Origin of the sequence: Cyanobacterium sp. HL-69 (genome assembly GCA_002813895.1) — a bacterium.
GTDB lineage: Bacteria > Cyanobacteriota > Cyanobacteriia > Cyanobacteriales > Cyanobacteriaceae > Cyanobacterium.
Genome location: CP024912.1, coordinates 182622 through 200779 on the forward strand (window position 1 = coordinate 182622; position 18158 = coordinate 200779).

An 18158-nucleotide genomic window follows, 5' to 3' on the forward strand; every position below is an offset into this window, starting at 1 on the left:
ATTGCGATGCCCTCATCAATGGCTTGAAACCCAAATTTTTGGTAAAAGATGGTTTCTTTATCTTATCAATTTATCAAAAAAAATATGGCGATCGCAACTTTGATCAAAAGTATCCAAGACATTATGCGCAAAGATGTGGGGGTTGACGGCGACGCGCAGCGCATTAGTCAATTAGTATGGATGCTATTTTTAAAAATATTTGATGATAAAGAACAAGAATGGGAATTTACCATAGACCATTACCAATCCCCATTACCAGAGCGTTTTCGTTGGTCATCTTGGGCAAAAAATGACGAAGGCATCACAGGTGATGAGTTAATCGATTTTGTCAATAACGAGTTATTTCCTACCCTCAAAGCATTGGCCACCGCTTCGGGAGTTTCTGAGCAGGGCCGGGTAATCGGTTCGGTGTTTGAAGATGCCTATAACTATAGAACCCATTTGGTATCTCAGGAAGCAGTGAGTCTTTTTAAAAGTAATCGAATAAAACATAAGTTAACTTTTTGGGTGGAGTTGAATAAGGTTCTTTCAAAGTTTTTGACCAAATTTTTACATCTTTCCATCCAAGCATTAGATCTTTCAATGATCCATCTTGCTTTGACTACCACAAATCCTTTTTTTCCTTCTGATTTTTTTTGTTCAGAAGAGATTTTGCCTGATTTTTCCATACGAATTTTCTTTCCAATTTGTGGATAAACTTTTTCTAATTCCCTCATGATAAAATCAGGATGATAACCCGAATCCACGAGGATCGTAATTTTATGAACATTCATGGGTTTGGCACGAAAATAATCTATGTTCTCACTCAACATCATGATTAATCCTCGATCATCGGAAACACTTGCCTTTGTGCAACAAGTGAAAAAAGGAAATCCCAGACTATCCACTGCTAAATGTCTTTTAATACCATTGGTGAGTTTATACCTACAAAATCCTTTACTCTCTACTCCTGCACTACAAGTATTTTGTACTGCTTGAGAATCAATGATTATTAATCGAGTCCAAGTGGATTTTTTTTTACTTTTTCCCTTAGTTGCTTATGAAGCTCACACATCACCATTTCAAAGATACCCTCTTTTTTCCAGTTTTTATAATGCCAGTAAACTGTAGAATAAGGCGGTAAATCCTTGGGTAAATCAGACCAATTACAGCCATTTTTGAGTTGATAAAAAATACCATCCCAAATTTGTCTTTTAGACCACTTTGGTGGACAAGTTCGTTTCTTTTTTGGTAACAGAGGTTTGATTACTTCCCATTCTTCATCACTTAGACTGCTAGAATATGCCATCCTTCTATTTCTCTATGTTTTCATCTCAATATTCTACTAGATACCAAATGGGTTCTATATGAAATCGGGTACTTTATTACGTCAAGTCATCAACACCATCCAAGAAGACTTAGATTTTAACTCCTCAGACGATCGCCACTTATTCAATGACATCTACGAAAAAATCCTTGCGGACTTACAATCAGCGGGGAATGCAGGGGAATATTACACCCCCCGTGCTGTGACTCGATTTATGGTGGATATTCTTAACCCTCAGTTGGGGGAAACAATTCTCGATCCTGCCTGTGGTACTGGTGGTTTCTTGACCTGCACCATCGATCATTTACAAAAACAAGTCAAAAACCCCGATGATCAAAAAACCATCGAAAATACCATCCAAGGGGTAGAGAAAAAACCCTTACCCCATATGTTGGCAATGACCAATATCATGTTGCATGGTATTGATATACCTACCAAAATTCGCCACGATAACACCCTCTCTCGTCCTCTCAGGGATTATACAACCGAAGATAAGGTGGATATCATCCTCACTAATCCGCCCTTTGGAGGGGTAGAAGAAGACGGCATCGAGAACAATTTTCCCAAGAAATACCAAACCAGAGAAACCGCCGATTTATTTATGGCGTTGATTATGCACCTATTAAAAAAAGATACGGGGCGAGGTGCGATCGTTTTGCCAGACGGGTTTTTATTTGGGGAAGGGGTGAAAACAGCTATCAAACAAGAACTTTTAACCAATTTTAATCTCCATACCATCATCCGTTTACCCAAGGGGGTATTTAGTCCTTATACCAGCATTTCTACCAACATTTTATTTTTTGATCGCACCCAACCCACCGAAAAAATTTGGTTTTTTGAACATCCCTATCCTCAAGGTTATAAATCCTATTCTCGCTCAAAACCCCTGACCATTAAAGAATTTGACAGGGAAAAGGCATGGTGGCAGAAACGGGAAGAAAACGAATTTGCTTGGGCGGTATCTGTGGAGGAAATTATCGCTAAAAATTATAATCTTGATTCTAAAAATCCTTATCAAGAGTCTATTAATCATGGTAAACCCGAAGATTTGATGGAAGAATTTACCCAGTTATCCCAACAGGTTAAAAAAATTCAGGATGAGTTAAAAACAGAATTAACAGAATCTTTAAAAAATTAAAATTTATTATATTTGATCCCCCCTAATCCCCTTATTACACAGGTTTTTTTCATTCTCAAAATTTGGTTTAATTGAAAAGTATAATTGATAAAAAATCTAGCTATTTTTACTGATTAAAAAATCAATTTTTATGAAAAACCATGATATTTTTCAAGCAAATTCAGTTCAATTTATTGAACGGTATCTATTAGACGTGTAATTCATTACACGTTGAGATAATGGTTATGAATCCTCATCTCGCTTTGCAATAAATTGACAAAGCTAACAGTTTTAGTTCAATGAATTGAACTTACGAAATACAATTTTACCCCGACTTTGAAAAACCTTGTTTACTAAAGGGGGGAAAAGACAATGGGTGAAGGTCTGGTATAGTTACAGAATCAATCGTTATGGGGTACAAAAATTTCTATGACAATCTCTAAAAGTAAAACTGCCACGATCAAACTTTTAGATCAATATTTTACTACCGCTTTTTCTGCACCCGAAGGGATACCCAAGTTACGGGAGTTGATTCTTTCTTTGGCAATGCGAGGGCAACTTGTACCCCAAAACCCTGATGATATACCTGCACGGGATTTGTTAAAGGACATTGAAACGGAAAAACAACGGTTAATTGATGAGAAAAAGCTCAAAAAATCAAAACCCCTCCCAGAAATTACCGCTGATGAAATTCCCTATGATATTCCTGATAGTTGGCAGTGGGTGAGACTGGGAGATATTTTTCAACTAAAAAGTGGGTATTCTTTTTCCAAACAAGATGAGATTGAAACTGGAGATTTTATATATTTAAAAGTAGGAGAAATGAACTTAGTTGAAAATGAGATTTATATTAAAACATCGTCAATTTATTTAAAGGAATCAGAAAAAGTCTTAAGTTCATTAATTCCAGCTAACAGTATCATATTTCCAAAAAGAGGAGGGGCTATTGCAACAAATAAAAAACGTTTAGTAACTCAGCCTATTTGCGTTGATACAAATATCATGTCAATGATTTGTCCTCGTCTAATAGATTTACAATTTGCTTATCATTGGATTTTGTCAATAGATCTTGCTAGATTAAATTCAGGAACAAGTGTTCCACAAATCAATAATAAAGATCTCAATCCACTACTATTCCCCTTACCTCCATTAGAAGAACAAGAGAGAATAGTAGAGAAAATAGAGACATTGATGGAAAAGTGCGATCGCCTCGAAAAACTCCATCAAGAAAAAGAAGCAAAAAGATTAAAAATCCAAATAGCAGTAGGTGACAAACTCTTAAAGGCAACTGATAAAAAGGGTTTTGATGATGCTTGGCAATTTATGCGAGACAACTTCGAGACAATTTACAGCGTCAAAGAAAACGTTAAACAATTACGGCAAATCATTCTACAATTAGCCGTCATGGGTAAATTAGCGCCCCAAGATGACAATGATAAACCCGCCCAACAATTATTAAAAGACATTGAAGCCGAAAAGCAACAGTTAATCAAGGAAGGAAAGATTAAAAAGCAAAAACCCTTACCAGAAATTACTCCTGATGAAATTCCCTATGATATTCCCGATAGTTGGGAGTGGGTGAGATTAGGTGATTCTATGCTCAAAGTTACTGATGGTACTCATAAGTCACCCATTAATATTCAAAAAGGTGATTTTTTATATATTTCAGCAAAAAACATTAAAAATGAGGGAATATCATTAGATAATGTGACATACGTTACCAAAGAAATTCATGAAACAATTTATTCCCGATGTAATCCAGAATTTGGAGATATTTTATATATAAAAGATGGTGCAACTACTGGGATAGCGACTATAAATAATTTAAAAGAGCAATTTTCAATGTTGTCTAGTGTCGCATTAATTAAACAGCCGAGACAAATTTATAATAAGTTTTTATTACTTAGTTTAAAGTCACCTTTTTTTTATAAAGAAATACGAGCAGATATGTCAGGAGTCGCTATTACTCGTGTGACATTAAAAAAAATAAAAGCTTTCATTGTTCCTTTACCACCATTAGAAGAACAAAGGAGAATAGTAGAAAAAGTAGATAAAATGATGAAACTATGTGATGAATTAGAGGAAAAAATAACCAACCAAACAGAAAAACAAACCAGCCTTTTAAACGCCCTTATTGCTCAAATTTAAGGTTAATTTTTGTTTTATTAAGAAGGTTTAAGGGTGATTTTATCCCACCGTGTAATAAATTACACGGCTAATAGAATTACGTTCAATGAATTGAACTAAGATGTTATTTTTTAAGGTTAAGTTTATTGTATGGCGATATTAGGAGATAATCATTTAATATTTGCATGGGGTTAAGGGCGCTGGTTTTTACGATGATTAATGATGAAAAAGTTTAATTTATTAAACGAAATTGCGGTAGCCGTGAAATTTATTGCATGGGGATATTAGGAGATAATCATTTAATATTTGTATGGGGTTAAGGGCGCTGGTTTTTAGGATGATTAATGATGAGCAAGTTTAATTTATTAAACGAAATTGCGATAGCCGTGAAATTTATTGCACGGCGATATTAAGGGTTAATCATTTAATATTTGTATGGGGTTAAGGGCGCTGGTTTTTAGGATGATTAATGATGAGCAAGTTTAATTTATTAAACGAAATTGCGGTAGCCGTGAAATTTATTGTACGGCGATATTAAGGGATAATCATTTAATATTTGTATGGGGTTAAGGGCGCTGGGTTTTTTACAGTTTTATAGCATTTTCCCACCGTGTAATGAATTACACGGCTAATAAGATTACGTTCAATGAATTGAACTAAGATATTATTCTTAAGGGCTAAATTTTTCTAATTCAGTAATGGTAGTTTTATTTTGATGATGCTGTTTTTGATTTTTTACATAGTTAATAGCAATGGGTAAATTTTGAACTCCGACGCTAAATATCCCATAACCATCTTGCCAATAAAAGCTGTTATTGTAATTTTTACCAATAAAATTAGAACTACTAGCTTTAATTTTTCTAACATATTCAGAAATAATAATGGTGGGCGGAATTGATACTATTACATGAATATGGTCTGGCATACCATTAATTATATGTATCTTACATTTTAGTGCCTTGGATTTGTCAATAATGTATTTATATAGTCTTTCTTCTATAGATGTTGAAATTAAAGGCATTCTTTCTTTTGTTGCCCAAACAATATGATAGTATAAGTGCCAGTATGCCATTTGACTGTTAGCTTTTTAAATAACAATAATTTTAACAAGGAAAATTTATCGTTTCATTAATAATCAATAACAAAAAAGTTTAATTTATTAAACGAAATTGTGGTAGCCGTGAAATTTATTGCACGGCGATATTAAAGGTTAATCATTTAATATTTGTATGGAGTTAAGGGCGCTGGTTTTTACTATGATTGATGATGAGCAAGTTTAATTTATTAAACGAAATTGCGGTAGCCATGAAATTTATTGAATGGCGATATTAAGGGATAATCATTTAATATTTGCATAGTTTGAGGTGCAATGATTCAAATAGAATTTGTCGTTTTACTATTAATATAAAAGAAGATATTGTTTTAGGATTACAACCTCTTTTTCAATGTTTTTATACTAATTATGGAGTGGCTGAGATTTGAATAAAAAAGAGTTGTCGGAAAGAGATATTTGTACAAAATTTATCACCCCAGCGCTCATCAAAGCAGGATGGAATCTGCAAACCCAAGTCAGAGAAGAATTTAGTCTCACCAAAGGACGTGTCGTTGTGCGGGGCAAACTTCATACCCGTGGGCAACAAAAACGAGCGGACTATGTATTATTTTATCAACCTAATATTCCCCTTGCGGTCATCGAAGCCAAGGATAATAAACATATTGTGGGAGATGGAATGCAACAGGCTTTGGAGTATGCTGATTTATTGCAAGTACCCTTTGTTTTTAGTAGTAATGGCGATCGCCTCTTATTTCACAACAAACTTAATCGAGATGGCAAAATAGAACAGGAAATCGAATTTGAGCAAATGCCTAGCCCTGATATGTTGTGGGGTTGGTGGTCAAAATCTCAGGGATTAAACGAACAACAACAAAAACTCATCACCCAAGACTATTACAACGATGGAAGCGGAAAAACCCCCCGCTATTACCAACTTTTAGCCATCAACAAAACCATCGAAGCCATCTCCCAAGGGCAACAAAGAATATTATTAGTAATGGCCACAGGCACAGGTAAAACCTTCACCGCCTTTCAGATTATTTGGCGCCTATGGAAATCAAAACATAAAAAAAGAATCCTCTTTTTAGCAGATCGCAATATCCTTGTAGATCAAACCATGAGTAATGATTTTAAACCCTTTGGGTCAGCCATGACCAAAATTCAAAAACGCCAAGCCAACAAATCCTATGAAATTTACCTCTGTCTATACCAAGCCATCACGGGAAAAGAAGAAAGCCAAAATATTTATAAACAATTTAGCCCCAACTTTTTTGATTTAATCGTCATCGATGAATGTCATCGAGGTAGCGCCGCCGAAGATTCTGCATGGCGAGAAATCTTAGAATATTTCTCCGAAGCCACCCAAATCGGCTTGACTGCCACCCCCAAAGAAACCAAAAATGTCTCCAATATTGACTATTTTGGCGAACCCATTTACACCTATTCCCTACGCCAAGGCATCGATGATGGCTTCCTTGCCCCCTACAAAGTAGTGAGAATTGATATAGATAAAGACTTATCAGGATGGCGCCCCCAAAAAGGACAAATCGATAAATATGGCAACCCCATCGAAGATAGAATTTATAACCAAAAAGACTTCGATAAAACCTTAATCCTCGAAAAACGTACCGAATTAGTCGCCCACAAAATTACTGAATTTCTCAAAAGCACTGATAGGTATCAAAAGGCGATCGTTTTTTGTGAAAACATAGATCATGCAGAAAGAATGCGCCAAGCCCTAGCCAACGCCAATAGCGATTTGGTTGCCCAAAACTCCAAATACATCATGCGCATCACAGGAGACAACCCAGAAGGTAAAGCAGAATTAGATAACTTCATCTTTCCCGAAAGCACTTACCCCGTCATCGCCATCACCTCCAAACTAATGACCACAGGAGTAGATGCCCAAACCTGTAAGCTAATCGTACTCGATCAACGCATCCAATCCATAACCGAATTTAAACAAATCATCGGTAGAGGTACAAGGATAAACGAAGAATACGATAAATTTTACTTTACCATCATCGACTTCAAAAAAGCCACCGAACTCTTTGCAGATCCAGATTTTGACGGCGATCCAGTGCAGATATATGAGCCGAAAACCCTCGAAGACTCCTCCGTACCTCCCGACGATTTTGATAACCAAGATGAGCCGAACAAGTACCCAGAAACCCATAAAAAGAAGGGTAACTATAAAGCCTCCGAACCATCCGCCCACTGGGGAACATGGACAAACGAAGATGAAATTAAGCGATATGTGGTCAATGATGTAGAAGTAAAAGTTTCCTCCGAAAGAGTGCAATATTACGATGCAGAAGGAAAATTAATCACCGAATCGTTAAAAGACTATACCCGCAAAACCGTTAATCAAAAATATCAATCTCTCAATGAATTTTTGCGTCAATGGAGTAAAGCAGAAAAGAAAGAAATCATCATCCAAGAATTAGCCCAAGCAGGAGTATTTTTTCCCGCCTTAACCCAAGAAGTGGGTAAAAATTATGATCCCTTTGACCTAATCTGTCATATCGTCTGGGATGTACCCCCCCTAACCCGTCAAGAAAGAGCAAGGGAAGTTAAAAAACGGGATTACTTTAGCAAATATGGCAAACAAGCACGACAAGTATTAGATGGGTTATTAGATAAATATGCCGATGAAGGCATAGAAGCGGTAATTGAGCCACAAATCTTAAAAATTGATCCTTTTTCCCAAATGGGTACACCCATGGAAATAGCCCAGTTATTTGGCAGTACAAAAGGTTATTCTCAAGCAGTTCGTGAGTTACAAACACAGTTATATAGTATCAATTAGATTAGCAACTATTGCCATTCTCGATCCTCTAATTCCTTTTGAGGTAACAACAATGTAGCTTCAATCTCTTGTCGAATAGCCGTGGTAATTTCGCAGTTACTATTCAAGCAATCGATCAGCAGTTGATTTGCATCATAATAGCGTTGCAACACTTGCTGTTGCTCGGGGCTAAACTGCCAAGGATGATTAATATTTCGATATTTGATAATCATTTTCCTCAACTGTTCTACCCAAGCCGAGTAGTGCCTTTCCCACCACTTCTGGAGCATTTCTTGGTTTTGGCTCGAAGGTGGCAATTGTTCTTTTAATTGTTGCACAGACTTATAAAATCCAGCATCCAAAACCATTGTCAGAATATTGTTGAGAGCCTCACTACAAGCATTAACATAGGCAAAATCTTGACTATGATCGATCGCAACTTCTAGCAACAAGTTATCTAAGGCTGCATCCAAAAACATTCCTTGGTCGAGGGTAGTAGCTAGGGCAAAGTTAGCGGCGGTATGAGGTGAGTTGGCAAGGGCAAGATAAAACGCCCGTGAGGTAGCAAATTTAGGTTGGGTGGGAATAGTTTGAGATTTTTCGCTTGCCCACATCAAAAATTCTTGTAAATATGGGTCTTGTGCCACCAAAGCATCGATTTCTTGCTTCATCAACTGGACCATCGAATCGGCACTTCGTAACATCGCGGCGGTTAACAAAAAAACTTCTCGCCAGTGAGGATCACTAATATGGCTCACCAGTCCTCCTAGGGCTTGTTCTAATGCCCGCAAATTATAACTAGCAACAATTTTTCGAGCTGTGAGATATTCTTGAAACACAAGATAGGAGAAGGAAAAGATTCCTCTGGCTCGTTCTGTGAGTAACCCATGTTGAGCCTCAATGGATTTTAAGATTGCCTCGCTTTCGAGTTGAAACTCTTCTGGCTCTAGGGTTGCACTAGGTAAATTTCGTAGATAATCCTCAATATATTGTTCAATCACCCGTTGCTCGAAAAAATACTGCCCCTGCTCAAAAGTTACCGCTGCAAGTTGACTCAACAGTTTAAGTTTTTGTGGCAACAAAAATCCTCTATAAACCTCATCTCTTTCAACTCCTCTGGTTTCATCCCATTTACTCAATAGTAAGTCTAGCCCTTGCTTATAAAAATCAGAGCGTTTGGCAGGAAATTTTTCCTGCCCATGAAATACCCAACAGGCGAGATGAAGAAACAGAGGGGTAGTCACCAATTGACGAAACTGCCAGTTTTCGGGCAAGTTCAACTTCTCCATAAACTGAGCAGAGGGATCTTCTTGTCCAGAGGTAAGAGTCTTGGGAGTGAATGCGGCAAACCACTTTTGGGCGAAGATGATGATTTGAGCTTGGGTAAAGGGGGCAATTTCTACATCAGTAAAGCCTTGTAGTTGCAGTTTTTGGGCGGCAGTACGGCAGGTGGCTACAAACTGATTTTTGTGATATTTTTTCGAGAACCTCCGAATCTCCCTAGTAACTTGTGTCATGTTCTTTTTTAGAACCTCGTCCATGCCATCTAATAATAGTAAAACTCGTCCCTCTTTGACTAAAGTTTCGGGTACAGATGGATTTGAAATTCCTGAAATGATAAATTCTTGATGAATGTAATTTAAGAGGCTAAATTTCGCATCTTCCCGACTAGATTCTTCGGCAAAGTCTTTGAGAGTAATAAAAATCGGCACTTGATGGGGGGCGAATTCTCCCCGATCGCACTGAATGGCAAGATGTTTCAAAAAGGTGGTTTTGCCCACCCCTGATTTACCTAGTAACCTAACTTTGGAGTAGGTTTGCACTGCCTCCATTCCCGATATTTGTTTCTGCTCTACCTCTCCCAAACCAAAGCGATTAAATTCGGTGGGTTCCAATTTTTGTAAATCAGAAATCTCAAACCATTGTTGACTGGCAATTTCTTCCAAAATATTAACATCGACGTAGATTTCGTCAATGCTGACGGGATGATTAATATCTAATAACTGCAAGATGCCACACTGGTTTTGTATGGTTTCTTTACGTTGCGATCGCACCTGTGTTACCAGATTATCAATATTTATAGGGGCGGTTTCTCCTGGTTCGAGAAACTTTGCTGGGGGACTATCTGCAATTTCTCGCCACTCTAAATCGAGTATTCCGCAAATTTCTGTAAAAGTACAGCGATCAACGGGTCGTCCAGAAAAAAATCGCCAAATTGGTTGACGAGTCTTTAAGTTCACCTCCGCTGCCAAATTTTCCTGTGTCCAACCTTTTAGAGCAAATGCTCGTTTAGCTTTTTGAATTCCTGAAGGGGATGCCTGGAGCGATCGTTTGACCATAATAAAGATACAACTTTTATATTGAGACTCAGAATACAAAGTTTTATATTTTATAAAATCAAAAATTTGTCTGACCGCTCGATGTTAACACTTTTACTTAAGTATATTAATGTTTAGTCTAAATTTTTGTAACAAATTAGAACATAGCCATTAGTGGCAAGTATTGAGTTAAAAGCATTGCTTAACAAAGATTTAAGGATATAAACATGGATAAATATAGGATCTTTTTAGTTTTTATTCAGTCTGTAATCAAGGTTTTTTTGCTGTCTTCAATACATAACACTTAAGTGCAATACGTAAGTACCTTGTTCTATTTCAAAACCATTGCGGGGAGTTTCCACCAAGGTATATCAGGATATATATGATGTTCTTTGTGGTAGCCAAAATGATAGCAGGTGAGAAATGACCAAAGAAAAGGGCGATAAATACTTTGGGTGCGATACGAATCTTGATAACCGTCTATGGGTTTGCGATGGGGAAGAAAAGTTCCAAAATAGAAAAGCTGAAACGAACTTAAAAGGGTGGGAACTGCCCAAAATAAGATTAAATTAGTATAGTTGATCTTGAAAAAAATATGCACACTTACAGCAGTGACAATTAAACCCACAAAACGCCACCAGCTCCAATACCCTTGCATAAAGCAGATATACCAGATAAACGCATTGTCCGCTTGACCTTTGCTGTCATGAAAATCAGGATCGGATTCGCTAGCAGGGGAATGATGGTGCTGTAGATGATTTTTTCGCAACCAATCATAAGAGAAAAAACCGTAGAGTAAGAGTGTTAGGGAGCCGAAAAAGTAATTAATTTGAGGATGCTTGGGAAAAATTGATCCATGGATGGCATCATGGGCAGTGATGAAAAGCCCCGTGCAGAGGAATGTTTGCCACAATATTGCTATCAATGTCCACCAGATTAATGTTTGTTCTACAGTTACGGCACTCAAAAGAAACCCGAAACTGAACCCCCAGAGGGAAATAATCAAAAGGGCGATCGCCACTCCCCTTATGGCAATTCCTGAAGAAATCAAAGGATTGGAGTTGTCTAAAGATGAATTAAATCGTGTTTCATCTGTCATAAAAAAGTAGAACTTGTCTCAATAAATTTTAAATATTAACCCCAATTTACAAGGCAGTCATTATCTTAATTAATTCTGTAGATAAATCCGCTTTTAAATTATGGCACTTTTTGAAGAGAACACCAGCAAGAATATAAATATTTGGCGAATAAAAGGCTTTGTAGTGCTTCTGAAGTTCCGCTATTCTTTTGGTCACCTTGGGTTCTGAACTATAATAACCAAAGCTCATGGGTGAAGCGATAAAATCATCTAAACTCTTTCTTTAGTAAACAATTGATCACGGGTGTACCATACTAGCACCGCCCAAAATACGAGAAAGACGACTTGCTTCTACTAATCCATCCAAAGAGGCGATCGCCAATAGTACCCGATAGCCCTCTAAGTCCATGTCTTCTCGTAGATAACGTTTTGCCACTGATAATGGTGGATTTAGGTCGAGATTTACTCGTTCTTGGAGAGCATTTTGAACGTTTAATTGCTTGATGGTGTTTAGGTTAATTTGGGTATATTCCCATGTTTGCCACACAGACTCGATGCGATCGCACAGATTTTTAATATAGTTATAATGCTCATTGTTATAAGACTCTAAAGCATCATACCAAAAGAACTTGAGCCGATTGATTTGATAGAGCAACCGCTGTAAAAAACGGTTTGCTTGTTCTGTGTTTGGGTTTACGGTATATGCTTCTATTAAGGCTAAAGAAACAAATTCTTCAAAGTCTTTACTCAGAGAAAGTTGTTGTTTTACCCGTTGGCTTAAATCATCCAGTGTCAAAAGCCAACAAAATTGTTGCTCGGCCTCCTGATAACTAGATATGTTCACCACAGGTAATGGTGTATCGACTTTTGTCTTAATTAGCATGTTAGGGAATGGGGAATAGGGTAAGCAAAATTATAAAAGTTTCCCAGCCATCAAAGCCGTTAGTACCACCAAACCTAATGCTCGACGAAAGTAATTTACTCCTTGAAATAATTCTTGCCAAGCCCAAGTAAACAACGAACCGAAAGCGATTAAATCTAGTGCGATATTAACTCTACCCGTGGTCAGAATCAGCCTTAATAAACTGGCGACAATCCCCACAATGAGGGGTAAATTTGGTGGTTGGGCGATGACAATGTTGCCTTGGTCATCGTGAAAAATTTGATTGAGTAAGGTATTTCCCATGAATTTATCCTTTGCTGTAATAAAGTTTATAGGATTGAGAAAAACAGAAAGTTTACCCTTCGTCAAGTATTTTTTCCAAGTCTTTTACCGCAGGGCCTTGGATTAGCTTGCCGTCGCAGCCAAACCGAGAACCGTGACAAGCACAATCCCAACTCTTTTCGGCATTGTTCCAACTCACAATACAAGCAAGGTGCGGACACACAGCAGAAACAGCATGAACTTTTCCCTCTTCATCTCGATAAGCGGCTACCTTCTCATCGTCAATAGTTATTAGTTTCCCTTCACCCTTGGTAACCTCAGCAAAAGAAGAGTGCTGAATACCTTTAAGGCGATCGCCTACCCACCGAGAGGCAACCTCAATATTACTTTTAATCAATTTTGGGTCTAAAAATGGGGTGGCACGAGTGGCATCATACAAGTCTGCGTAGGGATTATCTTTTCCTAGAACCAAGTCTGAAAGTAGCATCCCAGCCATCGCACCCTTCGACATTCCCCATAGGCTAAATCCTGTGGCGACATAAATATGATTATTGAAGGGGGTCAGTTTGCCAATAAAGGGTAGTTTATCAAAGGACACCATATCTTGATTTGACCAACGATAGGCAAACGAATCAATGCCGAACTGATTTCGGGCGTAGGTTTCTAGGTTTTGGTAAAGTTCTTTGGTGTCATTCACAGTACCGACTTTATGTCCTTCTCCGCCCACTAACAGGAGTAATCCTCCCTCATGGGGTGTCGTGCGAATGGAATGGGAATTTTTGCCACTGCCGATATACATCCCTTGGGGTGCTTTTGCAGGATCAATCATCGCCCCAATGATATAGGAGCGTTTGGGATAGGTTTTGGCGAAGAAAAACAGTCCTTGATCGAGGATCGGTAGATTTGTGGCAACAATGACATCTTGAGCGTCTATTATTCCCCGATTAGTAACAACTTGGCAAAGATTATCTTTTTCGTCAACCTTTTGAACCCTCGTATTTTCAAATATATGACTTCCGTTACCAAGAATACTTTTGGCAAGATGGAGTAGATATTTACGAACATGAAACTGAGCCTGATAGTCTAGTTTTATGGCTCCTGAGATCGCAAATGGTAGTGATGTTTCTTGAACAAGGGTAGCAGAAAGTCCTAGTTTAAGAGCCGCATTCACTTCGTCTTTTATTTTATCTAGCTCTCCGTCTGGCTCTGCAAAAGTGTAGGCACTTTGACGGCTAAAATCACAATCAATTTTTTCTTGCTCTACCAATTGAGCGATGTACTCAATTCCAGCTTGATTTGACTCGGCATAGAGTTGTGCTTTTTGTTCTCCGATTTCTTTGATTAAGTCAGCATAAATCAACTGATGTAGTGATGTGATTTTGGCAGTGGTATTACCAGTTACACCCGTGACAATTTCTCTTGACTCAATCACTGCCACTGTTTTTCCAGCACGTTTTAATTGTGTGGCAGCGCTCAGTCCGACAATGCCCGCCCCCACAATAGCAACATCAACAGAAATGCTATTTTCTAGGACAGGATAGGATGTTTTGGGGGTAGAATCAATCCAAAAAGAAGTCTGTTTGCCAGTTAAAGTACTCATGGGTATTTTGGTAGTTGTGGAATAAATGATTGGTGACAAAAGCTAGGGCGAAAATTGTTCGCCCCGGCCAATCTTAATTTCATAAATGATTTAGGATTGGGCTTGATATTCTTCATTAGACTCCCGTCTCTGAGTATGGGCATTGCGAGCGCCTACATTGGCACCGATCACCGCGGCGGCTAATCCTAAAAAGGCTCCAAAGGTATAAGTCCAACCAGCTTTTGCCGCACCACCAGCAACATCTCGTGTTTGGTCTGCGCTTAAAGTTGGTATAGAACCTTGTGTTCCAGATGGAGAATTCGGATCTATATTCGTTCCAGGGGAATCATCTGGATTTCCACTCTCACCAGGCATAATTATCCCGCTTTGTGGAGCTTGGTTAGCGATGATAGTATCGGCATTATTTGCAAGTAAACCAAAAGCACCCGACACCCCACTTGCCAGTAACCAAGAGCTTATAACAAGGGTTGTTGCCCAAAGGACGGCTCCATTAAGCATGGCAGTGTTGTTATTGACAGAGCCATAAGCTCGTGCTGTTATCCAACCCCCTAAAAATAAAGAAATAAATAGACTAATAATTGTCCAGATCCCCACAGCTTGAGCCACTCCATCGGCATTGGAACGAGGTGCGTCTGAACCTGAAATGGTGGTTAGTCCTATGGCAGCACCTATGGCACTCAGCAACAATTGAGTACTTATTGCGATAACTAAGCCAGCAATTATTGCACCCCAATTAATGCGATCGCCAAATTGCTTGATATTGTTAATTCGTCTGTCTGAACCAGTGTCTGAAGGTCGATTTGTATAAACCATAATATATACTCCTGTAATTAAGAATTGAGTTGATGGAACTTATGGTAGTGTAAGTTCCTAGAAAATTTAGCGAGAAGCAGCTACGAGTCGCTGATCTTGAATTTGGCTTTTTGCAGTTTTGAAGTCTGTGGCTAGTTGTTTTTGTTGTTCGTCACCCAGATTATTTTGAATAAGAGGAAACATATCTTTTTCTTCCTCTGACACATGAGCCTTTACTGCAACCATTAAACGTTTTATGGCATCTTTAAATGCCACTGTATCTTCACAATTCATGGCTTTTATCTGTTCAAGCATTTGTTTCATTTGAGCTTGTTCATCATATAGTTGTTGAATATCTTCATAATGAGGACGCACTATGGGATAAACTACTTCTTCCTCCGCTTGGGAGTGAGCAGATAAATCTTGGTAAACCTGTGCAAAATATTCTTTTAGTTTTTGAGGATTATTAGTACCTTTAATTTCATCGAATAGGGTACTAACTTTGATATGATCCAAACGAATGAGTTCACAGATACCTATCTCATCATCACTATGACTTATGATGCCCCCAGCCATACCACTCAGGGCGGCTAGGCTATCTTGTACCCTTGACCATAATCCGTTGTCCGAAGGCTTGCCCGTTAGTTCTAGGGTGCTTAAACATTCCATCATGCCTTTTAGTTGCTCTTCATGACCACGATTTTCAAAGTTGACAGCATTTAAAGGGGCGATCGCCACGGCAATATCTGCACCAACTACTTGACCTGCTTTATGAACGAGAAGTCCTGATATGGCTTGGGTATGCTTGAGCAGTTCATGCTTTGCTACCTTTTCAAACAAGGGAATCTCAGAATCTTGCATCATCATCTCGATTTCTTTGATTTCTTCTAGCATCGAGGGTTTAGGTTCAGCCTTAATGCCATACTGAATGATTACGGTATCAATAATACCTAAGTTCTTTTGATCGTCTGTGAGAAAGCCCTGTAAACGGTCAGAAATTTCTCCATCTTCACAAGCTTTGATTAAAGTTTGCTCGTTAGCAATCAGCAGATTTTGAGTCGCTTTCATGTCTGCTAATTTGACTGCGATAGCCTTGCGTTTGTTATCTTCTAGTGTTATCGACATTGGCGATTGCTCCTTTATAGTTAAGAGATAGTGTTCTCTATACGGGATTCTTACACTGGTATGTTTTATTTCCTGAATGATTTGATTAATTTGATTAACTTTGAAACAAAGTGTAATAAGGAGCATCCCAATTAATTTCTTGGTAAGATCATTTTTAATTCAGATGGGCAATGGAATAATAGTTAAAATGTTAAGTAAGTAGGCATAATTAAATCGATTTAGGTAAGGGGTTTAAACCCCTTGTTCATAAGAGTCTTAATAAAATAAGAGCTATAATTAATTTCGCCAACCTACTTAGATATTAATTGTAATTTACATAATATTTCACACCATAATTAAGTAACATTTTGTTTTTATCTCATGAAAAAAACCTCCCCCATTCTTGCCCAAAGGGCAGAGTGAAAAAGGTTGAATTTTTTACGTTTTCGAAGTGACTCTAAAACTAGATAATCCCGACTCCTTTATCTCCGTCTTCACTATTTATTTCCTTTAATTCTTGCGCTCTTTCTTGTTTTTCAGCCTCTTGTTTTTCCCTTAAGTCTCCGCGCTCTTCCACATACATTTCAGGCTCAACTGCATAATTATTGACTAACCCTTCTCGGCTGACAGTATAACCTCCTGTATTATCGTCATCAGATTCAGGAACATTTTTAAAGTCTCCTCCTTCTCTCTCCATTCGGGCTGCAGTTTCTGCAGAGATGATGTTACGATCATAGTTAGCAGACTTGTCTTTCTTTTCTTGGGGAGAATCGTTAACAGATTGAGTATTTGTCGAGCTCGTGTTGTCTGTGGACTCCTTGGATTTAGACCAAGTAAAAGAGGCTACACCGATAACAGCAATAAATCCCACGATTAGCACTGACACCGCTGTGACGGGAAAGTGGCTAGTTTCTGCGGTAATTTGTAATAAAAGTTCCATAAGAATTCCTCATGTGTCTTCGTTTCTGAGCATACCATTTTCCTTTAACAAAGCTATAGGAGTACATTCCGAATACTACATTACGGAAATTTACACTTTTTGATTTAATTACCTTCTTGAATTTTTGTTTCTACCGGGCTTACTTTGGCACGATATAGCAATTTGTCTTTTTGACGATAGCCTACATAACGAATTTCTACTTTTTCAATTTCTTCTTGGGTTGTTGCCATTAATTCGTGTTGTTGAGGATCATACTTTACTATAGCACCCACTGGGGCGATCGCCTTTATATCCCAACCAGATAGCAAATTATTCAAAGGTTTAAGTAAAGGAATCAAACGAGAAGCAGGTAAATCAGGTTTTTTTTCTACCACCTTAACCAAAGTCGGCAACTGCAATAATAACGACTCTAAGGTGTCCATAACCCCCTGTTGCACCTCTTGGGTTATCTGAGCCCGTAAATTATCATCTCCATTTGTGGAAGTCTGCGTAGTAGATGTATCCGAGAATTTCCCGTCTATGTGGTTTAAAAAATCTTCCAACGATAAATTTAACTCCCTCGCTATAGTTTTTATATATTTGAGAGGAATTTGATCTATCAATCCACAATCAATACGATGTAAAGTTAACTCAGAAATCCCCGTCTTACGGCTAAAATCCAGATAATGGGAAAATTTAGCATCCTGTATCAATTTGGATAGAGTCGTTATTTGCTCTGTTTTTTGTGAATTTATCATAGCCGTTGTTTTTGTGTATATGTTAGCAATAT

At 38.0% G+C, this 18158-nt stretch carries 15 protein-coding genes and 1 pseudogene; 4 read left to right on the forward strand and 12 right to left on the reverse strand.

The window, feature by feature from the left end; translation table 11 throughout:
• Positions 1–84: 84 nt before the first annotated feature.
• A complete protein-coding gene (locus AA637_RS00780; protein ID WP_446684509.1) occupies positions 85–696 on the forward strand; it encodes a type I restriction-modification system subunit M N-terminal domain-containing protein in 612 nt (203 codons plus the stop codon).
• Here AA637_RS00780 and AA637_RS00785 read toward each other — a convergent pair.
• Positions 603–992 (reverse strand): annotated as a pseudogene (locus AA637_RS00785) (transposase); the annotation flags it as partial. The gene AA637_RS00780 and the pseudogene AA637_RS00785 overlap by 94 nt on opposite strands.
• Entirely contained in the window at positions 992–1288 is a 297-nt protein-coding gene (locus tag AA637_RS00790) for a transposase (RefSeq protein ID WP_446682652.1), read from the reverse strand. The pseudogene AA637_RS00785 and the gene AA637_RS00790, both read right to left, overlap by 1 nt.
• A 58-nt stretch (positions 1289–1346) precedes the next feature.
• Here AA637_RS00790 and AA637_RS00795 point away from each other — a divergent pair, with 58 nt between their 5' ends.
• Together AA637_RS00795 and AA637_RS00800 are read left to right on the forward strand one after the other, a co-directional pair.
• On the forward strand, positions 1347–2444 hold the full coding sequence (locus tag AA637_RS00795; RefSeq protein WP_446683493.1) for an N-6 DNA methylase: 1098 nt from the start codon (positions 1347–1349) through the stop codon (positions 2442–2444).
• Positions 2445–2852: 408 nt separating this feature from the next.
• Complete coding sequence (locus AA637_RS00800) at positions 2853–4571, forward strand: restriction endonuclease subunit S (RefSeq protein ID WP_446683494.1); 1719 nt, start codon at positions 2853–2855, stop codon at positions 4569–4571.
• 649 nt (positions 4572–5220) lie between these two features.
• Here AA637_RS00800 and tnpA read toward each other — a convergent pair.
• On the reverse strand, positions 5221–5622 hold the full coding sequence (gene tnpA, locus AA637_RS00805) for an IS200/IS605 family transposase (RefSeq protein ID WP_446683495.1): 402 nt from the start codon (positions 5620–5622) through the stop codon (positions 5221–5223).
• A gap of 406 nt (positions 5623–6028) precedes the next feature.
• Here tnpA and hsdR point away from each other — a divergent pair, with 406 nt between their 5' ends.
• The gene (gene hsdR / locus AA637_RS00810; protein ID WP_446683496.1) at positions 6029–8413 is read left to right on the forward strand and encodes an EcoAI/FtnUII family type I restriction enzme subunit R; all 2385 of its coding nucleotides are present in this window, start codon (positions 6029–6031) and stop codon (positions 8411–8413) included.
• An 8-nt stretch (positions 8414–8421) separates the two neighbouring features.
• On the opposite strand, the gene AA637_RS00815 is transcribed toward hsdR, so the two are convergent.
• From AA637_RS00815 to AA637_RS00855, 9 genes are all read right to left on the reverse strand, one after another.
• Positions 8422–10731, reverse strand: coding sequence for an NACHT domain-containing protein (locus AA637_RS00815; RefSeq protein ID WP_446683497.1), 2310 nt, complete (start codon positions 10729–10731; stop codon positions 8422–8424).
• Positions 10732–11041: 310 nt separating this feature from the next.
• Positions 11042–11809 carry a fatty acid desaturase gene (locus tag AA637_RS00820; RefSeq protein ID WP_446683498.1) on the reverse strand — a complete coding sequence of 256 codons (768 nt, stop codon included), beginning with the start codon at positions 11807–11809 and terminating at the stop codon, positions 11042–11044.
• 277 nt (positions 11810–12086) lie between these two features.
• A complete protein-coding gene (locus tag AA637_RS00825) occupies positions 12087–12671 on the reverse strand; it encodes a hypothetical protein (protein WP_446683499.1) in 585 nt (194 codons plus the stop codon).
• A 30-nt stretch (positions 12672–12701) separates the two neighbouring features.
• The gene (locus AA637_RS00830; RefSeq protein WP_446683500.1) at positions 12702–12974 is read right to left on the reverse strand and encodes a hypothetical protein; all 273 of its coding nucleotides are present in this window, start codon (positions 12972–12974) and stop codon (positions 12702–12704) included.
• Between the two features lie 52 nt (positions 12975–13026).
• The gene (locus tag AA637_RS00835; RefSeq protein ID WP_446683501.1) at positions 13027–14553 is read right to left on the reverse strand and encodes an FAD-dependent oxidoreductase; all 1527 of its coding nucleotides are present in this window, start codon (positions 14551–14553) and stop codon (positions 13027–13029) included.
• 90 nt (positions 14554–14643) lie between these two features.
• Positions 14644–15366 (reverse strand): hypothetical protein, encoded by a 723-nt coding sequence (locus AA637_RS00840; RefSeq protein WP_446683502.1) that lies wholly within the window; start codon positions 15364–15366, stop codon positions 14644–14646.
• A gap of 66 nt (positions 15367–15432) precedes the next feature.
• The gene (locus AA637_RS00845) at positions 15433–16470 is read right to left on the reverse strand and encodes a hemerythrin domain-containing protein (RefSeq protein WP_446683503.1); all 1038 of its coding nucleotides are present in this window, start codon (positions 16468–16470) and stop codon (positions 15433–15435) included.
• Between the two features lie 442 nt (positions 16471–16912).
• On the reverse strand, positions 16913–17389 hold the full coding sequence (locus AA637_RS00850) for a photosystem II assembly protein Psb35 (RefSeq protein ID WP_446683504.1): 477 nt from the start codon (positions 17387–17389) through the stop codon (positions 16913–16915).
• Positions 17390–17493: 104 nt separating this feature from the next.
• Positions 17494–18126: a helix-turn-helix domain-containing protein gene (locus AA637_RS00855; protein ID WP_446683505.1), complete on the reverse strand. Its 633-nt coding sequence runs from the start codon at positions 18124–18126 to the stop codon at positions 17494–17496.
• Positions 18127–18158 lie beyond the last annotated feature (32 nt).

Bases quoted from the DNA above. Each gene is read 5' to 3' on its own strand.
- AA637_RS00855 (WP_446683505.1), bottom strand. From the start codon at position 18,126: ATGATAAATTCACAAAAAACAGAGCAAATAACGACTCTATCCAAATTG.
- AA637_RS00820 (WP_446683498.1), bottom strand. From the start codon at position 11,809: ATGACAGATGAAACACGATTTAATTCATCTTTAGACAACTCCAATCCT.
- AA637_RS00815 (WP_446683497.1), bottom strand. From the start codon at position 10,731: ATGGTCAAACGATCGCTCCAGGCATCCCCTTCAGGAATTCAAAAAGCT.
- tnpA (WP_446683495.1), bottom strand. From the start codon at position 5,622: ATGGCATACTGGCACTTATACTATCATATTGTTTGGGCAACAAAAGAA.
- AA637_RS00850 (WP_446683504.1), bottom strand. From the start codon at position 17,389: ATGGAACTTTTATTACAAATTACCGCAGAAACTAGCCACTTTCCCGTC.
- AA637_RS00835 (WP_446683501.1), bottom strand. From the start codon at position 14,553: ATGAGTACTTTAACTGGCAAACAGACTTCTTTTTGGATTGATTCTACC.
- AA637_RS00840 (WP_446683502.1), bottom strand. From the start codon at position 15,366: ATGGTTTATACAAATCGACCTTCAGACACTGGTTCAGACAGACGAATT.
- AA637_RS00790 (WP_446682652.1), bottom strand. From the start codon at position 1,288: ATGGCATATTCTAGCAGTCTAAGTGATGAAGAATGGGAAGTAATCAAA.
- AA637_RS00825 (WP_446683499.1), bottom strand. From the start codon at position 12,671: ATGCTAATTAAGACAAAAGTCGATACACCATTACCTGTGGTGAACATA.
- AA637_RS00780 (WP_446684509.1), top strand. From the start codon at position 85: ATGGCGATCGCAACTTTGATCAAAAGTATCCAAGACATTATGCGCAAA.
- AA637_RS00830 (WP_446683500.1), bottom strand. From the start codon at position 12,974: ATGGGAAATACCTTACTCAATCAAATTTTTCACGATGACCAAGGCAAC.
- AA637_RS00845 (WP_446683503.1), bottom strand. From the start codon at position 16,470: ATGTCGATAACACTAGAAGATAACAAACGCAAGGCTATCGCAGTCAAA.
- AA637_RS00795 (WP_446683493.1), top strand. From the start codon at position 1,347: ATGAAATCGGGTACTTTATTACGTCAAGTCATCAACACCATCCAAGAA.
- AA637_RS00800 (WP_446683494.1), top strand. From the start codon at position 2,853: ATGACAATCTCTAAAAGTAAAACTGCCACGATCAAACTTTTAGATCAA.